The sequence below is a fragment of the Rhodococcus quanlei genome (assembly GCF_055231015.1).
Genome location: NZ_JBUYWD010000010.1, coordinates 130,064 through 146,470 on the forward strand (window position 1 = coordinate 130,064; position 16,407 = coordinate 146,470).

Sequence of the window (16,407 nt, forward strand, 5' to 3'; positions counted from 1 at the left end):
CCGCCGGTCGAGCCGAATTCAGAAAGTGGGTCGGTCAGCCCTCGCGCTCGACGCGCTCGAGTTCGACGGCACGGCGCATCGTTTCGCGTGCTCGCCCACGGTCACCGGCGTAATCGTAGGCGCGCGCCAGTCTGTACGAGTTGCGCCAGTTGTCGGGGTCGGCCTCCCACTCCACCTTCACCCTGTGGAACAACTCGTCCGCCGCGTCACGTTCGATGCGTCCCGATGGACGGCGCGGCAGATCCGTCACGTCGAGTTCGAGGCCTTCGTCGTGAATACGACGAGCCAGATGCTGGTGCGCGAATCCGGCACGCAACGTGGCGCCGACGATCCAGATACCGAGGAACGGCAAGATCAGTACGCCGATGCCGAGACCGACCGCCGCGACATCACCGTCCTGGATCAAACCGATTCCGCGCTTCCCCAAGAGCACGAAGTACACCCCGAGCGCAGCGACGAGAAACGCGATCAGGCCAACTTTACGGGTGACCTCCCCGTTCACAGGTCGAGGAAGGGATCGAGTCCCACGGTGAGGCCGGGGCGCCCGGCGATTTCGCGGACACCGAGCAGCACACCGGGAGCGAACGAGCTGCGGTCGATCGAATCGTGGCGGATGGTGAGGGTTTCGCCCTGCGTGCCGAGAAGGATCTCCTGGTGTGCGACGAGACCAGCGAGCCGCACCGAGTGCACACGCACACTGTCGACGTCCGCGCCACGAGCCCCGTCGAGCTCCGTGGTGGTGGCGTCGGGGCTGCGTCCCACTCCTGCTTTCTCGCGCGCAGCGGCGATCAGACCGGCGGTCCGGTAGGCCGTGCCGGAGGGCGCATCCGCCTTGTTGGGGTGATGCAGTTCGATGACCTCGACCGACTCGAAGAAGCGAGCCGCAGCCTCGGCGAAGCGCATGGACAACACGGCTCCGATCGCGAAGTTCGGTGCGATCAAGACACCGACCGACGGTCGGTCGGCCAGCCAGGAGCGCACCTCGTCGAGCCGCGCGTCGTCGAAACCGGTGGTTCCGACGACCGCGTGAATGCCGTTCCGGATCAGGAACTCGAGGTTGCCCATCACCACGTCGGGATGCGTGAAGTCGATCACCACCTGAGTGCCGGACTCCACGAACGATTCGAGCCGGTCCCCGTGGTCGACCTGGGCGACGAGTTCCAGATCGGCTGCCTGTTCGACGGCTTCGCACATCGCCTTGCCGACCTTGCCTGCCGCTCCCAGAACTCCGACCTTGATCGGTTCTGCTGCGCTCACTTCTCCACGCTCCGTCCCGTCCACAACTATTCGAGACAAAGCCTACGCAAAACGAATTCGCCGGCGCGACGCGGCCGTCGCGACTCCGGAACGCACTACGAGTCCGTCAGTCGAACACGATGACCTGGCGGATCGCGTGTCCGTCGGCGAGCTCGTCCATTCCCCGGTTGATGTCCTCGAGCGAGATCGTCGAGGAGATCAGCTTCTCGACAGGAAGTCTCCCGCGGCGCCACAGGCCTTCGTAGATCGGAATGTCGCGGGCGGGGACGGCCGATCCCAGGTAGCTCCCGATGATCGTGCGTGCTTCGGCAACCAGGGTCAGCGGCGAAATGGACGAACGCGCGTCCGGAGAAGGAAGCCCGACGGTGATCGTCTTGCCGCCCGCCGCGGTCGCGGAGACTGCAGTTTCGAAGGCTCGCGCGTTTCCGGCCGCCTCGATCACGACCGGTGCGCGCACGCCGAGCGAGACGATCTCGTCGGGTGTGTACACCGCGGTCGCACCAAGATCGTGCGCCACATCGAGTTTCCCGGAAACGGTATCGACACCGATCACCTCGCGATCACCGAGGGACACCGCCGCCAGAATGGCAGCCATACCCACTCCCCCGAGACCGACTACCATGACCGCCTCGCCGGGCCCGGGACGACCCGCATTCAGCACGGCTCCGCCACCGGTCAGCACAGCGCATCCGAGCACCGCCGCCACCTCGGGCGGAACGTCGTCACCCACCGGAACGACCGATCTGCGATCGACCACCGCGTGGGTGGCGAAACCGGAGACACCGAGATGATGATTGATCGTCGTGCCGGCGCGACGGAGCCTCGATCCCCCACTGAGCAGGGTGCCGGCGTTGTTCGCGACGGTGCCGGTGACACACGGCACAATCCCGTCGGTTGCACACCCGTCGCAGTCCCCGCAACGCGGCAGGAAGGTCATCACCACACGTTTGCCGACCGTCACGTCATCGATCCCGCCACCGACCTGTTCGACCACACCGGCCGCCTCGTGACCGAGAAGCATGGGTACGGGTCGTACACGATTGCCGTCGACCACGGACAGGTCCGAATGACACAACCCGGCCGCTTCGATACGGACGAGGATCTCGCCGGGGCCCGGGTCGTCGAGGTCGAGTTCGGAAATCGAGATCGGCCGCGACCCGGCGAAGGGTCGGGGTCGTCCGATCTCTTCGAGTACGGCACCGCGAATTCTCATCGCTCGTTCCTCTCTATCGAACGATCTCCCGTACCGATGCCGGGAGATCACGGATCCGCCGATACGGTCCGACGACGGCAGCCCCGAGGGGCCGTTGCAACAGTATTCGGGCCACCTCGCGCACCGCATCAGCCGTGACCGCATCGATACTCGCCAAGGTCTCGGAGATGCTGCGGTGGTTCCCATAGTTCAGTTCACTGCGGCCGATGCGGTTCATCCGAGACCCGGAATCTTCGAGTCCGAGAACGAGGCCACCACGCAAAGCACCTTTGGCGCGGGCACATTCGGCATCCGTGATCCCGTCCCGAGCCACGTTCGCCAGAATTTCCCGGACCACTGTGGCAACCTCGCCGAGATTCTCCGGCTGGCAGCCGGCGTACACCGAGAAGGCACCGGTGTCGGCGAAGGTGTCGATATCCGAGTAGACGGAGTAGGCGAGTCCCCGCTCCTCGCGAACCTCCTGAAACAGCCGCGAACTCAAACCCCCACCGACCGCGGTGTTGAGCACGGACAACGCCCAGTGATGGCCCTCGTGTCGTCCGAATGCGCGTACACCGAGGCACAGGTGCGCTTGCTCGCTGTCTCGTTCGGTCACGCTCAACGTCGGTGCGGTACCGATGCGCAAGCTGCCCGTGCGCCGGGGATCCGGCTCGTGTGGAGTCTCGAGTTTCCCCGGGAAAGCGCGCATCGCCAACTCCACCGCATGCTCGTGCTCGACGTTTCCCGCAACAGCAACAACCATGCGAGCCGGCGTGTATCTGCGCACGTGAAACGAGTGCAGTTGCGTCCGGGTCATCGCCGTGACCGAACTGGTCGTGCCGATGATCGGTCGGCCGACAGGGTGTTCGCCGAACATGGCCGTGAGGAACATGTCACCGAGCAGATCTTCCGGGTCGTCGTCCCGCATCGCGATTTCCTCGAGCACCACCTGACGTTCGACGTCGACGTCCGAGGATCGACAACGTCCACGCAGCACCACATCACTGACCAGATCCAAGGCCAACGGCAGATCGTCGTCGAGAACATGAGCGTAGTAGCAGGTGTGTTCTTTCGACGTGAACGCGTTGAGTTCCCCGCCGACCCCGTCCATCGCCTGTGCGATATCGAGGGCCGTGCGGGTGGGAGTGGATTTGAACAACAGATGCTCGAGGAAGTGGGCAGCGCCCGCCACGCTCGGCTGCTCATCGCGCGAACCGATACCGACCCAGACCCCTACCGACGCCGAACGGACACCGGGGACGCGCTCCGTGACGACGCGCAGTCCCCCGGGTAGCACGGTGCGCCGAACGCCGTTGACGCCGGTGGTCGAGGCGGTGTGCCTGCGTGTGTGGTCTTCCATGTCAGGGTGTGAGCGGTCCTCGTGAAAAGCGAACTGGTGTGAGGACCAAACAGTACACACCGCAACGCGTGCAATACGGGTCGCGTCGGGTCACCACCCGCGACGGTGCGGGGCGGAGCCGAGCAGCTCGTTCTGCCGCGCGGTGTCGCGGCTACGGTAGACAATGTAGGGCCTGAACAGGTATCCGAACGGCGCACTGAAAACGTGAACCAGCCGGGTGAACGGCCAGAGCGCGAACAGAACCAATGCGATCGCGACATGGATATGGAATTGCAGCGGTGCCGCGGCCATGGACTCGCCGTCCGGCTGCAGTACCCAGATCGACCGGAACCAGGGTGAGACAGTTTCGCGGTAGTTCGCCTCGGGAGTCTGCCCCGCCGGCAGCATGCCGATGACGGTGGTGGCCAGCCCTGCAACGATTGCAGCGAGAAGCGCCACGTACATGAGCTTGTCGTTCTTGGTGGTCGCGATGAACACAGGACCGTTGGTACGGCGCCGGTAGATCAGCAGCACGATCCCGATCAAGGTGGCCACGCCTGCGATGCCGCCGAGTATCAGTGCACTCCAGTGATATACGTGCTCGTCGATACCGATCGCATCCGTCCAGCTCTGCGGGATGACCAGACCGACGAAGTGGCCGATGACCACGACGAGGATGCCGAAGTGGAACATCGGACTGGCCACGCTCAGCAGCTTCGACTCGTACAACTCCGAGGATCGGGTCGTCCAGCCGAATTTGTCGTACCGGTATCGCCAGACCAACCCGACGATGAGGATCGCCAAGCTCACGTAGGGGACGATGTCCCAGAAAACCGGTTGCTCGAACACGTTCATCGCAGCTCTCCTGCCCGAGTGGTGATTCCGGCGCGCCCGCGCAACGGAGCCGTCAAGTCCTGTACGGGAATGGTCACCGCGTACGGACTCAATCCGACGGATTCGGCAGGCGGCCCTTGCTCGGCCAGCCGCAGGGCTTCGAGCCGAGTCGCATCCGGATCGGGCTCAGGCACCGTGGCGAGCACTGCATCAACCGCTCCAGCGTAGGGAGAGGGCATCTCCTCGAGCGCGCACCGCAGCAACTCCAACGGTGCGCGATGCTTGGCAAGCAATGCGAGCCCACCTGCGACGTCGACGGTTGCACCGAACTCCAACACGACGGCCAGGTGATCCGGCAACTCGTCGCTGGGCGGTTCCACTCCACAATCGCGGTAGGTGTTGGCGAACAACAGCATCGAGTTGCCCCGATTGCGGGTGTCTCCGTCCGTCCAATAGGTGAGGAACAGCGACCGCCTGCGTCGTAGGTCGAAGGTTTGCACGTAGTCTTCGGCCGCCTGCTCTGTGCTCAACGCCTCGAGTCCCGCAACGGTGTCCGCCAGCGGGGAGGCCAGATTCGGAGGCAACTCGTCGAGTACCCGCGCGGCCAGCGCCAGACGACCCGCACGATCCTCGTCCGGATAGGCCAGCAAAAGCGACACTGCCTGCCAGACCAACCGTCGGTGCCGATCGGTGACCCGTGGCGCCCTGCCGAACATCTTCCTCACCCGTCGGCCTCCTTCTCGGAGTCACGGACACGCTCGGGGAAGATTCCCGGCGGTGCGCCCTGCCCATCCCAATTCAGCAAGTTCACACGGGAAGCTCCCGGACGTACCGAGGAGTCACTGGTCTGGCGATGCTTCAACGCTTGATACGTCTCGACGGCAACCGGAGTCGGACCTCCACTGGTCTCGCCGAACGGCCCGGATCCCTCGTACATCCCGGGCCCACCGTCGAAGTCCAACGCGCACTCGGTGGCGGTCTCCTCCAACTTGTGACCGTCCGCCGCGTAGGCGGTGGGAATCACGTAGCGCTCGTCGTACTTGGCCAGCGCGAGGATTCGATACATCTCGTACATCTGTTCCTCGGTCATGCCGACGGCGTGCGGAATGTGTTCTTGCGGTTCGCGTCCCAAGTTGATGTCACGCATGTACGAGCGCATGGCGGCCAGCTTGTGCAGCACATCGTCGATCGGCCCGACATCACCGGCAGTGAACAATTCCGCCAGGTACTCCTTGGGGATGCGGAGCGAGTCGATGGCACCGAACAGGTTTCCGACGTCCTCCGCGTCGTGCCCGTCCCGCGCAACCGCGTCGACCACGGGCGAGAGCGGCGGGATGTACCAAACCATCGGCATCGTCCGGTATTCCGGATGCAGAGGCAGCGCCACCTCGTACGTCTTGATCAACGCGTGGATGGGCGATCTACGGGCGGCCGCCAACCACTCGTCGGCGATCCCGGACTCACGCGCACCAGCGATCACCGCAGGATCGTTCGGATCGAGGATGACATCTTTGTGCGCCTGATAGAGATCGTGCTCGTTCTCCACCGAGGCAGCCGCGAGCACCGCATCCGCGTCATAGAGCACCAATCCGATGTAGCGCAACCGACCCACGCACGTCTCCGCACACACCGTGGGCAGCCCGACCTCGACGCGTGGATAGCAGAAGGTACATTTCTCCGCCTTGCCCGTCTTGTGATTGAAGTACACCTTCTTGTACGGGCACCCCGACACACACATCCGCCAGCCGCGACACTTGTCCTGATCCACGAGCACGATGCCGTCCTCGGTGCGCTTGTAGATCGCACCGGAAGGACAGGAGGCGACACAGGACGGGTTCAGGCAGTGCTCGCAGATCCGTGGCAGGTAGAACATGAACGTCTCTTCGAGTTCCAGCTTGACCTTCTCGCTCACCTTGCTCAGGATCGGGTCGCCGGGCACGATCTCCGGGCTACCTCCGAGGTCGTCGTCCCAGTTGGCGGACCATGTCACCTTCATCGGCTTGCCACTGATGAGGCTGCGGGGGCGGGCCACCGGGATGTGCTCGCCGAGCGGCGCGGTGGTCAGGTTTTCGTAGTCGTAACTCCACGGCTCGTAGTACTCGTCGAGAGTGGGCAGCTTCGGATTCGAAAAGATCGACAGGAGTTTGCGCGTCCTGCCGCCGGCCCGCAGACGCAGCCTGCCTTTCTTGTCTCGGACCCACCCGCCCTTCCACTTCTCCTGGTCCTCGTAGGTTCGCGGATAGCCCTGGCCGGGGCGGGTCTCCACATTGTTGAACCACACGTACTCGACACCGGCCCGGTTCGTCCACGCCTGCTTACAGGTGACCGAGCACGTGTGACATCCGATGCACTTGTCGAGGTTCATCACCATCGCCATCTGGGCCATTACCTTCATGCTTGCCTCACTTCGCTCGGGTGCATCAGTACGTCACGTCCTGGGAGCGGCGGCGGACGATCGTAACCTCGTCGCGCTGGTTGCCGGTGGGGCCGAGATAGTTGAAGGCGTAGCTGTTCTGGGCATACCCGCCCGCCAGATGTGAGGGCTTCACCAGCACCCGCGTCAGCGAATTGTGGATACCCCCGCGAGTGCCCGTGGTCTCGGCGAGTGGGACATCGATCGTCCTCTCCTGCACGTGATAGACGAACACCACACCCTCGGGCATGCGGTGCGAAACGATTGCGCGACACACCAGAACACCGTTGCGGTTGACCGCCTCGATCCAGTCGTTGTCGGCGACGCCGATCTTGGCCGCGTCCGCTGGGCTCATCCACATCGTCGGTCCGCCGCGGGAGAGCGAGAGCATCAACAGGTTGTCTTGGTACTCGGAGTGAATCGACCACTTGGAGTGCGGCGTCAGGTAGCGCACCGCCAAACCCAGCTCGCCGGTCTCGCCGACCCGCGGTTCGCCGAACAGCTTGTGCAGGTCCAGCGGTGGCCGGTACACCGGCAACTGCTCACCCACCTCCTCGAGCCAATCGTGATCGAGGAAGAAGTGCATCCTTCCGGTGACCGTGTGGAACGGCTTGAGGTGCTCGACGTTCTGGGTGAACGGAGCATACCGGCGGCCGCCGTGCTCGCTACCGGACCACTCGGGGCTGGTGATCACCGGCACCGGGCGTGACTGCGTGTCCGCGTAGGTGACGCGCTTGTTCTCCTCCCCTGCCGCCAGGTGCGCGATCCGCTGCCCGGTGCGCTCCTCGACCTGGCGGAAGCCCTGCACCGCAAGCCGTCCGTTCGTGGTTCCCGAGAGCAGCAACACCGCCTCGCACATCTTCACGTCGGTGTCCAGCGCAGGCCTGCCAGCCGCCACGCCGTGACTCATCACGCCGTGACGCTCCGCCAACTGCCGGACCTCTTCGTCGGGGTGATACGTGACGGCCTTGGTCGTCATACCGAGGGTGTCCACCAGAGGACCGAGTGAGCCCCACATTTCCGCAATCGCCGGGTAGTTGCGCTCGACCACCGCGATGGGGCCCATCGTCTTACCCGGCACCGGTGTTGCGCCGGTCTCGAGCCAGTTGTTCTCGACACCGCCCGGGTACGCCGTCTCACCGGGGGTGTCGTGTTGCAAAGTGCCGAGCACGACGTCCCTACGGACACCCAGATGCGTGGCGGCCATCCTGCTGAACGCTTTCGCGATGGCCGAAAACGCCTCGTAGTCCGAGCGGGACTCCCACGGCGGATCGATCGCCGGGCTGAAGGCGTGCACATAAGGGTGCATGTCGGTGCTCGACAAGTCCGACTTCTCGTACCAGGTAGCGGCCGGCAGCACGACGTCGGAGAGCAGAGTGGTCGAGGTCATCCGGAAGTCGATCGACATCACCATGTCGAGCTTGCCTTCGGGAACCTCCTCCCGAGTAGTCACCGTCTGCGGGCGCAGTTCCTCGGGAGTGCGTTCGGCTCGCAGGTTCGACGACGTACCCAGCAGATGCTGGAGAAAGTACTCGTTGCCCTTGCTCGACGATCCCAGCAGATTCGAGCGCCACACGCTCAGCACCCGTGGCCAGTTCCGCGGATGGTCGGGGTCCGTGACAGACAGCGTCAGCTCGCCGGAGCCGAGTTTCCCGGCAACGTAGGTTGCCGGCTCGACGCCCGCTTCGTCGGCCTCGTCTGCCAGGTCGAGACTGGAACGGTCGAACTGGGGGTAGAACGGCGACCAACCCATCGCGGTGGCGGCGCTGAGCACGTCCATCGTGTGCTTGCCCCGGAATCTGCCGCGCCCGAGCGGAGTCGACAGCGCGTCGGCCCGATAGCCGTCGTAACTCCACTGATTGGTGTGGGCGTACCAGTACGACGTACCGGTCATGGTGCGCGGTGGTCGGCTCCAGTCCAATCCCATCGCCAGCGTCGTGTACCCGGTGATCGGGCGAACCTTCTCCTGGCCGACGTAGTGCGCCCAGCCCCCACCGTTCCGGCCCATCGCCCCCGTGAGCAGCAGCAGCGACAGCACCGCGCGGTAGGTGGCATCGCCGTGGAACCACTGGCAGATTCCCGCGCCCATGATGATCATGGTGCGTCCACCGGATTCTTCCGAATTGTCGGCCATCTCCCGTGCGACGCGGACCACCTGCTCAGCACCGACCCCGGTGATCGCTTCCTGCCAGGCAGGTGTGTACGGCTGGGTGGGATCGTCGAACCCGGTGGGCCACACGCCCGGCAAACCCGGACGCGCGACGCCGTACTGCGCCAGGAGCACGTCGAAGATGCTGCACACCAGATGGCCGCCAACCGTGCGCACCGGAACGCCCCGACGCAGTACCTCTGCCGTGCCGTCCACGCTGTCGAAACCGGTCACGAGCAATTCGACGGACTGTCCGGGGTCGGTGTCGAGTGCGGGGCCGGCGACGGTCAACTGCGGAACGATCCCCTCCAAGTCCAGATTCCACTTGCCCATGCCCGCGTCGGTGTATCGGTGACCGAGCGAGCCGTTCGGGACGGCGGCCTCCCCGGTGCGCCCATCGATCAGAACCGGCTGCAGGTCGGCGCCCTCGTCTGCCGATCCCAGGTCGGAGGCCATCAGGTGTTTGCCGGCGATGTAGGCGCCGTCCCGCTCCTCGAGCTTGACCAGAAACGGTAGGTCCGTGAACTTCTGCGCGAAGTCCACGAAGAACGGCACGCGCTTGTCGATGAAGTAGTTCTTCAGGATGACGTGGCCCATCGCCATCGCCATCGCGCCGTCGGTGCCGGCCGCGCACGGCATCCATTCGTCCGCGAACTTGGTGTTGTCGGCGTAGTCGGGGCTGATGGAGACCACCTTGGATCCGCGGTACCGAACCTCGGTCATCCAATGTGCGTCCGGGGTACGGGTGATCGGGACGTTCGAGCCCCACATCATCAGATACGACGCGTCCCACCAGTCACCGGACTCGGGCACATCGGTCTGATCGCCGAACACCTGCGGAGAAGCGACCGGTAGATCCGCATACCAGTCGTAGAACGAGGTCATCACACCACCGAGCAGTTCCACGAAGCGCGCGCCCGCCGCATGCGAGACCATCGACATCGCCGGGATCGGCGAGAAGCCGGCAACCCGGTCTGGACCGTACTCCTTGATGGTGTGCACGTGCGCTGCCGCGATCATCTCGGTGGCCTCGTCCCAGCTCACCCGGACCAGTCCACCCTTGCCACGAGCGCGCTGGTATCTCCGCCGCCGCTCCGGGTCGCTCTGAATATCGGCCCACGCCAGTACCGGGTCGCGCAACCGGTTCTTCGCCTCCCGGTACATCTCGACAAGGAGGCCGCGGGCGTACGGATAACGCACCCGAGTGGGCGAATAGGTGTACCAGGAGAAGGCTGCACCGCGGGGACACCCACGCGGCTCGTACTCGGGACGATCCGGACCGACGGACGGATAGTCCGTCTCCTGCGTCTCCCAGGTGATGATGCCGTCTTTGACATAGATCTTCCACGAGCACGATCCCGTGCAGTTCACACCGTGAGTGGAACGGACCACCTTGTCGTGGCTCCAGCGATCACGGTAGAAGATGTCCCCCTCGCGGCCACCCTTCCTCGTCACCGTACGGCCGTCCGGCGAGGGCCGGCCTGGGGTGAAGAACCGTCCGCTGCGCACCAGCGCATCCTCGATCGGTCCCCCGGTGGTCGATCCACTGGCGCTCACGTCGCCTCCTCCACACCCACGGTGCTGACATGTCGATCAGAAGTGGTACTCATCTTTGTACACCTGCCTTGTCGGGTTCTCGCGCATGCAGTCTGAACGCCGTGTACAGCAATCCGACAAGCGCAGTCGCGACGAGCAGCAGCAGTCCGACCGTGTAGTCGTTGTCGACGCTGTCGTAGGTCGCGCCCATCACCAGCGGCGGGAAGTAGCCGCCGAGCCCGCCCGCGGCAGCGACGATGCCGGTAACCGATCCCACCGATTCCGTCGGCGCTCTGCGGGCCACCCACGCGAACACACCACCGGTTCCGATGCCGAGGAAGACGGCCAGCAAGATGAAGTCGGTGGCGGACCACACATCCGGCGGAGGTTGAAAGACCGCGATGGCAGACATCAGCGCCGTTCCGGCGAGCGAGAAGAGCACCACCCATTTCGGCGCGATGCGGTCGGAGAGCGCGCCGCCGACAGGCCTGGCCACCACGGCAGCGAGTGCGAAAGCGGCAGTCCGGGTGCCCGCGTCGACGGCGGAGAAGTCGTAGATGGTCTCGATGTACGTCGGCAGATAATTGCTGAACGCCACGAAGCCGCCGAACACGATCGCATACAGAAACGACATCTCCCACGTCACACCAAGTTTGGCGGCGGCGATCAGTTTCGGCGGCACCGGCTCGGTGTGCGGAACGAAAGAAGGCGATTCCGACATCGCCACGACGCACAGTCCCGCCGTGGCGGCCAGCGCTACCGCGATGATCACATGAGTGGAGACCAATCCGAACCAGTCGACGAAGCGCGGCGTGAAGAACGCCGACAGCGCGGTACCGACCATTCCCGCACCGAAGATTCCGGTGGCGAAGCCGTGCCGGTGTGGCGCGTACCAGGATTTGGCGAACGGAATACCGATCGCGAAGACGGTACCAGCGATACCGAGCACGAACCCGGACACCAGCAGCATCACGTACGAGTCGGCTGCGGCAGAGAACCCGACGGCGAGCACCGGGACGATCGACGCTACCGACACGAAGATGAACAGTGTCCGGCCGCCGTAGCGATCGGTAAGCGGTCCCGTCACGATCCGGCCCAGCGACCCCACCAGAATAGGCGTCGCGACCAGCATCGATGCTTGTGAACTACTCAGATGGAGACGATCCGAGTACGTGGTCGACATCGGCCCGATCATGTTCCATGCCCAGAAACAGATCGTCGAGGTCCAGGTCGCCAGAACCAAGTTCCGAACCTGGGCCGATTTTTCTGTTACAGGAACTCCTGCATTCACCCCTCAAGGAAAACACCCTTCGCTCGACCGCGCAGGACGAATCACGCTTTCGCTACTCGCCTACTCCGGCAGGCAGGCGTCGACGTCGGCAATGAAACGCGAGGTGCCCCCGACCGGCTGCGATCGGGGGCACCTCGAGTCGAACCAAGCGGACTAGGCGTCTGCTTCCTTTTCGGCCGGAGCCTCGGCGGCGTCCTTCTTCTCGTCGTCGCTGTTCTCGTCGACGGGGACCAGCGAGATCTTGCCACGGTTGTCGATGTCGGCGATCTCGACGCGGATCTTCGATCCGACGCTGACGACATCTTCGACCTTCGCGATGCGCTTGCCGTTGCCCAGCTTGCTGATGTGAACCAGACCGTCACGGCCCGGCAACAGCGAAACGAACGCACCGAAGGCAGTGGTCTTGACGACCGTGCCCAGGAACCGCTCCCCGACCTTCGGCAACTGCGGGTTGGCGATGGCGTTGATCTTGTCGATCGCCGCCTGAGCGGACGGGCCGTCCGCAGCACCGACGAACACCGTGCCGTCATCCTCGATCGAGATGTTGGCGCCGGTCTCCTCGGTGATCGAGTTGATCATCTTGCCCTTGGGCCCGATGACCTCACCGATCTTGTCCATGGGGACCTTGATGGTGGTGATGCGCGGCGCAAACGGGCTCATCTCGTCCGGGGCGTCGATGGCCTCGGCCATGACCTCGAGGATCGTGGCGCGAGCATCCTTGGCCTGCGACAACGCGCCCGCGAGCACCTTGGACGGGATGCCGTCGAGCTTGGTGTCGAGCTGCAGTGCCGTGACGAAGTCCTTGGTGCCGGCAACCTTGAAGTCCATGTCACCGAACGCATCCTCGGCACCCAGGATGTCGGTCAGTGCCACGTAACGAGTTTCGCCGTCGACCTCGTCGGACACGAGACCCATGGCGATGCCGGCGACCGGAGCCTTCAGCGGAACACCGGCGTTGAGCATGCCCAAGGTCGAGGCACAGACCGAACCCATCGACGTCGAGCCGTTGGAGCCGAGTGCCTCCGAGACCTGACGGATGGCGTACGGGAACTCCTCGACGCTCGGGAGCACCGGCACCAGGGCACGCTCCGCCAGGGCGCCGTGGCCGATCTCGCGGCGCTTGGGCGAACCGACACGGCCGGTCTCACCGGTCGAGTACGGCGGGAAGTTGTAGTGGTGCATGTAGCGCTTGCTGGTCTCGGGACCGAGCGAGTCGACCTGCTGCGCCATCTTGACCATGTCGAGGGTGGTGACACCGAGTATCTGAGTCTCGCCACGCTCGAACAGCGCAGAACCGTGCGCACGCGGGATGACCGCGACCTCGGCGGACAGCGAACGAATGTCCGTGATGCCACGGCCGTCGATACGGAACTGATCGCGCAGAATTCGCTGACGAACCAGCTTCTTGGTCAGCGACCGGAACGCCGCGCCGATCTCCTTCTCACGCCCCTCGAAGCCCGGGGCGACCTGCTCGAGCACCTCGACCTTGACCTCGTCGGTCTTCTCGTCGCGCTCCTGCTTGCCCGCAATGGTCAACGCTGCGCTGAGCTTCTCCGACGCAGCAGCCTCGACTGCAGAGAAGACGTCGTCCTCGTAGGCCGGGAACAACGGGAAGTCACCGGTGGGCTTCGCTGCCTTCTCGGCGAGCTGCTGCTGCGCGGTGCACAGGCGAGCGATGGCCGGCTTGGCGGCCTCGAGTCCCTCGGCGACGATGGCCTCGGTCGGCGCCTGGGCACCGCCGTCGATCAGAGAGATCACGTTGTCGGTGGCTTCCGCCTCGACCATCATGATCGCGACGTCCGCATCGTCTCCGGAGCCCGACACGATACGGCCGGCGACAACCATGTCGAACACGGCGTTCTCGAGCTGCTCGACAGTCGGGAAGGCGACCCACTGCCCCTTCTTGTTCTCCTCGGAGACATCTCCCGTCGCTCCGTTCGCCCCACCAGTAATGAGTGCGACACGCACACCACCGACGGGTCCGGAGAACGGAAGGCCCGCGATCTGTGTCGAAGCGGAAGCGGCATTGATCGCAACCACGTCGTACAGGTCCTGCGGGTTCAGGCTCATCACCGTGACGACGACCTGGATCTCGTTGCGCAGTCCGTCGACGAACGACGGACGCAGCGGCCGGTCGATCAGGCGGCAGGTGAGGATGGCGTCGGTGGAGGGACGGCCCTCACGACGGAAGAACGACCCGGGGATACGACCCGCGGCGTACATGCGCTCCTCGACGTCCACCGTGAGGGGAAAGAAGTCGAAGTTGTCCTTGGGGTGCTTGCCCGCGCTGGTTGCGGAAAGAAGCATGGTCTCGTCGTCGAGGTAGGCGACAACGGATCCGGCGGCCTGCTGCGCGAGGCGGCCCGTCTCGAATCGGATGGTGCGGGTGCCGAAGCTCCCGTTGTCGATCACGGCAGTCGACTCGAAAACGCCTTCGTCGACCTCTACTGCTGAATTTTCTGTCATCTTCGTCTTTTCTCTTCGTCGTCTTTGTTCATGGGGCACACGAGACGGCAGGTTTTCCGAACCTCACCCGCGGCGACGGCCATCGATCGAAGCTGCCGGACAGCGATCGGAATCGGCACCCGCGGATGCGATTCTGATGCGACTCGCTGCCTTCCGGCAACCACTACCGAAGACCGACCAGCTGATATGGCTCGGTTCCTGCATCGCGAGCAGGCGTGCAACCAATCGGGCCCAGCCTGCAGATTCCGTATGCAAACCCTCGTACGTGAACCCTTGTGAACAGTACCACCGCACGAGTATGCGACCACGCAATCGCGCAATGCACATCGCGCCGTCATCGCCACCGTGCCACCGGCGCCGTCGAACGCGAAGTGCCCGCTCACCGAATGGTGAACGGGCACTTCACAGAACGGGCAGCGCGGTCGATCGGGCCGACCGACGTCCCCAGGTCAGCGACGCAGACCGAGGCGCTCGATGAGCGAACGGTAGCGCGCGATGTCGACCTTCTGAACATACTTGAGCAGACGACGACGTCGTCCAACCAGCAGCAGGAGGCCGCGGCGGGAGTGGTGGTCGTGCTTGTGCGTCTTGAGGTGCTCGGTGAGTCCGACGATGCGCTTGGTGAGCATCGCCACCTGCGCCTCCGGCGAACCGGTGTCGGTCTCGTGCAGGCCGTACTCGCTCAGAACCTGCTTCTTCTCTTCGGTGGTCAGTGCCACTTGTTCACTCCTGTGATGACGTTCGCGTGCAATGGGCCGAACTCGGTGTGGCCACCGCGAACCGCAGCCCACACCAAACGAGCAGTCTATCAGGCGAAATGTGAACGATTTACCGGGCAGCCTCGGACGCAGCCAGGGCCTCGCGCGCGTTGTCTGCATCATGGCCCATGGCGACGACCAGTTCGTCGATCGACTCGAACTTCTCCATGCCACGCAAACGTGCGACGAGGTCGACGGCGACGTGCTGCCCGTACAGATCCGCTTCCCGATCCAGTACGAACGCCTCCACGGTTCTGGTCCGCCCGGAGAAGGTCGGGTTGGTGCCCACCGACACGGCCGCCATGTACCGCTCACCCGGCACGACCGTACCCAGATCCGAGCCGTGCCCGAGGACGGTGAACCAAGCCGCGTACACCCCGTCTGCCGGGATGGCAGAGAACATCGGGGGTGCAACGTTCGCAGTGGGGTACCCGAGTTGTCGACCACGTCCGTCTCCGTGCACCACGACACCTTCGACACGGTGCGGACGGCCCAACGCCTCCGTCGCGGCAGCCATGTCACCGGCATCGACGCAGGATCGAATGTACGTGGACGAGAAGGTGACCGCGTGCTCGGCGAGCAGCGTCACGCCATCGACCGAGAACCCGAAACGCTCACCCATCTCTCGCAGCATGCCCACATCGCCTGCGGCCTTCTTGCCGAAGGTGAAGTTCTCCCCGACCACCACCTCGGTGACATGCAACCGTTCGACGAGGATCTCGTGCGCATACCGCTCGGGGGTGAGCTTCATGAACTCTGCGGTGAACGGCATGACGCAGAAGACGTCGATACCGAGTTCCTCCGCAAGTTCGGCACGTCTGGCCAGCGTCGTCAGTTGCGCAGGATGACTGCCGGGGCGCACCACCTCCATCGGGTGCGGATCGAATGTCATGAGGACACTCTTGACTCCCCGTTTGCGGGCAGCCTGCACCGCACGCTCGATCAGCTGGGCGTGCCCTCGGTGCACGCCGTCGAATACGCCGATCGTGAGTACACAACGACCCCAATCGGCCGGAACCTCGTCGAGACCACGCCATCTCAGCACGCCTGGCAGCCTACGGCCCCGAGCCCCGATCTTCATCTTCGGTGGGACAATCGGCGATCCGCCTGTTCTCACAAGTCAGACGATGCGCTGGTGAGAGCACTCACACACGTGTCTGCCTGTGTCTCGT

12 protein-coding genes are annotated in these 16,407 nt (G+C 64.4%); all 12 read right to left on the minus strand.

The window, feature by feature from the left end; all coding sequences use genetic code 11:
* Positions 1-34: 34 nt before the first annotated feature.
* On the minus strand, positions 35-502 hold the full coding sequence (locus ACZI8Q_RS08165) for a hypothetical protein (RefSeq protein WP_463373009.1): 468 nt from the start codon (positions 500-502) through the stop codon (positions 35-37).
* Positions 499-1,257, minus strand: coding sequence for a 4-hydroxy-tetrahydrodipicolinate reductase (gene dapB, locus ACZI8Q_RS08170; RefSeq protein WP_463373010.1), 759 nt, complete (start codon positions 1,255-1,257; stop codon positions 499-501). The genes ACZI8Q_RS08165 and dapB overlap by 4 nt, the downstream gene beginning before the upstream one ends.
* A 106-nt stretch (positions 1,258-1,363) precedes the next feature.
* Positions 1,364-2,470 (minus strand): alcohol dehydrogenase catalytic domain-containing protein, encoded by a 1,107-nt coding sequence (locus tag ACZI8Q_RS08175; RefSeq protein ID WP_463373011.1) that lies wholly within the window; start codon positions 2,468-2,470, stop codon positions 1,364-1,366.
* A gap of 13 nt (positions 2,471-2,483) precedes the next feature.
* A complete protein-coding gene (locus ACZI8Q_RS08180; protein ID WP_463373012.1) occupies positions 2,484-3,809 on the minus strand; it encodes a M16 family metallopeptidase in 1,326 nt (441 codons plus the stop codon).
* 90 nt (positions 3,810-3,899) lie between these two features.
* Entirely contained in the window at positions 3,900-4,643 is a 744-nt protein-coding gene (gene narI / locus ACZI8Q_RS08185; RefSeq protein ID WP_463373013.1) for a respiratory nitrate reductase subunit gamma, read from the minus strand.
* Entirely contained in the window at positions 4,640-5,338 is a 699-nt protein-coding gene (narJ, locus tag ACZI8Q_RS08190; protein ID WP_463373165.1) for a nitrate reductase molybdenum cofactor assembly chaperone, read from the minus strand. The genes narI and narJ overlap by 4 nt, the downstream gene beginning before the upstream one ends.
* A 5-nt stretch (positions 5,339-5,343) precedes the next feature.
* Complete coding sequence (gene narH, locus ACZI8Q_RS08195; protein WP_463373014.1) at positions 5,344-7,017, minus strand: nitrate reductase subunit beta; 1,674 nt, start codon at positions 7,015-7,017, stop codon at positions 5,344-5,346.
* A 25-nt stretch (positions 7,018-7,042) separates the two neighbouring features.
* Complete coding sequence (locus ACZI8Q_RS08200; protein ID WP_463373015.1) at positions 7,043-10,741, minus strand: nitrate reductase subunit alpha; 3,699 nt, start codon at positions 10,739-10,741, stop codon at positions 7,043-7,045.
* A gap of 49 nt (positions 10,742-10,790) precedes the next feature.
* Entirely contained in the window at positions 10,791-12,011 is a 1,221-nt protein-coding gene (locus ACZI8Q_RS08205) for a nitrate/nitrite transporter (protein WP_463373016.1), read from the minus strand.
* A gap of 153 nt (positions 12,012-12,164) precedes the next feature.
* On the minus strand, positions 12,165-14,477 hold the full coding sequence (locus ACZI8Q_RS08210; RefSeq protein ID WP_463373017.1) for a polyribonucleotide nucleotidyltransferase: 2,313 nt from the start codon (positions 14,475-14,477) through the stop codon (positions 12,165-12,167).
* Between the two features lie 449 nt (positions 14,478-14,926).
* Positions 14,927-15,196, minus strand: a complete 270-nt coding sequence (gene rpsO, locus ACZI8Q_RS08215) for a 30S ribosomal protein S15 (protein ID WP_463373018.1) — start codon at positions 15,194-15,196, stop codon at positions 14,927-14,929.
* 109 nt (positions 15,197-15,305) lie between these two features.
* Positions 15,306-16,280 carry a bifunctional riboflavin kinase/FAD synthetase gene (locus ACZI8Q_RS08220; RefSeq protein WP_463373019.1) on the minus strand — a complete coding sequence of 325 codons (975 nt, stop codon included), beginning with the start codon at positions 16,278-16,280 and terminating at the stop codon, positions 15,306-15,308.
* Between the last annotated feature and the right edge of the window lie 127 nt (positions 16,281-16,407).